This is a genomic window from Flammeovirga agarivorans, from assembly GCF_012641475.1.
In the GTDB taxonomy this organism is placed as follows: Bacteria; Bacteroidota; Bacteroidia; order Cytophagales; family Flammeovirgaceae; genus Flammeovirga; species Flammeovirga agarivorans.
Map to the genome: position 1 here is coordinate 1 of NZ_JABAIL010000029.1, position 2,519 is coordinate 2,519.

The 2,519-nt window shown below is 29.7% G+C and carries 3 protein-coding genes; all 3 read left to right on the forward strand.

Going from position 1 to position 2,519, the window contains the following annotated elements:
* Positions 1-695: hypothetical protein (locus HGP29_RS27920; RefSeq protein WP_168885765.1), on the forward strand; the 695-nt coding region annotated here is incomplete at its 5' end.
* Between the two features lie 90 nt (positions 696-785).
* On the forward strand, positions 786-1,622 hold the full coding sequence (locus tag HGP29_RS27925; protein WP_168885766.1) for a hypothetical protein: 837 nt from the start codon (positions 786-788) through the stop codon (positions 1,620-1,622).
* Between the two features lie 97 nt (positions 1,623-1,719).
* Complete coding sequence (locus HGP29_RS27930) at positions 1,720-2,412, forward strand: DUF6843 domain-containing protein (RefSeq protein ID WP_168885767.1); 693 nt, start codon at positions 1,720-1,722, stop codon at positions 2,410-2,412.
* Positions 2,413-2,519: the final 107 nt, after the last annotated feature.

The following is a 2,519-nucleotide window of genomic DNA, read 5'->3' on the forward strand; positions in this document are numbered from 1 at the left end:
TGCCAACATCAGCTAATCTCCATCCATCGGTCGACACGCCCTCTGGTCGTAGTTTAGCCATTACGTTACAGGTAATTGCCATTGAATCTAGATTAATTTTAATGAGGTTATTAATTACACTAATTTTAATATTAATAGGTATTAAAGCTTTTTCTCAAGAAGAATTGAAGCCAACTTTTAAAAATCAAGGTGAACAGGAAAAATATTGGGCACAAGAGTTTTTTAAATATAATTATCGTGATTCAATTTTTTCCACATATAAAGGTGAAGTTAGAAAAATAAGTAATTATGAATATAGGTTTAATAACAAATCATTTTTTATTGAAAGTACAAGTGATTCATTTCAACCATTATTTAGTCAAGGTATTTTGTATCCTCAACTCATAATAGGTTACCATCTTGAACCAAAAAAATCAACAGAAGAATTAGAACTACTATCTCCATTTGATAGATATATATATACATTAAAAAGAGGTGATAGTTTGACAGTATTTAAATTGGAAGAAATAAAATTCCTTTCTAAATCTGCAAAAGTTAAACGCTTTTGGTTTTGGTTATTTGATAAGGATATTCCAAACCCTACTGTTTATTTATTTGAACTTACAAATACAAAAGCAAATAATAGAACTAGTATGGAAGATTTTATATTAAATTCAAAACTTACTTTCTTTAAAAAAGGTTGGATGGTACTTTAATTGATAAAAACCTGTAACATCAGCTAAAACTCCATCCATCGGGTGACACACTCGCTGGTCGTAGTTTAGCCATTACGTTCTATGTCATATATGGAAAAGCAAGCAATTAAGAAAAATCAATACAGGACAATTGAATTATTAGAAAGACATTCAGGTAAAAATGTATCCTTTGGACTATTAATTATGTTCATAGGTATGATCATTGGATTTATATATTCATCAAATACAAATAAAGGTTATTTACTCCCAATGGTAATTACTATTCCAATCTGGATGTCATATTTTTTTTCCAAAATTTATTTCCTTTTATTCAAACATAAAATTCAAAAGAATGGCTTATACAATAAACAATTTCAGGCTAAAGCAATAGAATTAAAATTAATACACAAAAACGATAAAGAACGGTTACAAACTCTCATTTTAGGATTAGTCTTTACAAGTTTTATGATTTACTTATCTAGACATTATTACTATGAAGCAAATTTATTATCAAAAGACTTAGATTATACAACAGGGGAAATGATTGGAAATTATGAATACGGATACTATGTAAATGATCAATATATAACAGATAAAACTTACAAATCATCCAAAAAAGAATGTTATTTGATAATTAATGAAGGTGATGAATTTATAGTTTCATATTCACCTTTAGACTATGAAGTAAGTAAGATTAATTTTGAAAAACCCACTCAAGATCAACTCCTCAAGTATCAGAAAGAATTAGAATTAAATGTTAAATCTAATACAAAGATAAATTCTAATTGCCTAGTTTTAACCATATATGAAGAGTTTGGAATAATAGGTTTGGCAGCTTTATTTAAGTATTACTCTTTTTATGATAGATTAAATTCTAGACACATAGATGAATTAGAGGAAATACTCAGTAAAAAACGTTTTCAAGAGACATTATTAAATTGTAATTAAACAACATAGAACAATAGCTAATCTCCATCCACCGGGTGACGCACCCGCTGGTCGTAGTTTAGCCATTACGTTGTGGCTAATTTGATCCAAATCTGAAATGAAAGCAAAAATTGGAATCGTAATTATAATTATAGCCTTTTTGGTTTGCTTAAATCCGTACTTACTGATTTTCGGAGTTCCTCTGTTCATAATAGGAATTATTATACTTCTGCTTTCTGACAAAAAATTGAAAACAAAACTAATTTGGATTTTGATACCAATAATTTTATGGTATCCGAGTATGCATTTATATTTCTACTTAATAGGAACAATCGGAACAGCAACTGCACAAAAACTTGATTTAATATTTCCAGAGAACTTTAATGGAAAAGCAATTGTGGTTTCTGATATGCCTTGTGGAGAGGAAATCGAAATTATTGACAACCGAGAACAATTAAGAATTCCTGATAACGGGATTTTGCTTTACAAGGGAAATTTAAAAAGCGGATATATTAATAATCGCTATTTCAAAATTGACAATAACGGAAATAAAACAGAAATCCCATTTCGAGCTAATCATATGTTTTGGGAAGATTCAGAAAATAGACCAGACGAAAACGAAGTTGGAATTTGGTTAATTGGTGGCGGAACTAAATACAATCCGAGCTCAATTGGCGGAATTAATTACTCATTCAGAGAATATGTAATTAGCTCAAAAGATAGTTTAGCCAAATGGAGTGAATTTAAACGCTCAAGAGGATTAGAAAAAATAACTGACAGTTTAGTCGCAATATGTAAAAACAAAAACTAGCCACAACATTAGCTAATCTCCATCCACCGGGTGACGCACCCGCTGGTCGTAGTTTAGCCATTACGTTGTACACCATTATAGAGAAAATGACCAAACAAAAGAGGATA

What these genes read in the sequence shown, in the direction of transcription:
- HGP29_RS27925 (WP_168885766.1), top strand. Translation starts at nt 786, where the DNA reads ATGGAAAAGCAAGCAATTAAGAAAAATCAATACAGGACAATTGAATTA.
- HGP29_RS27930 (WP_168885767.1), top strand. Translation starts at nt 1,720, where the DNA reads ATGAAAGCAAAAATTGGAATCGTAATTATAATTATAGCCTTTTTGGTT.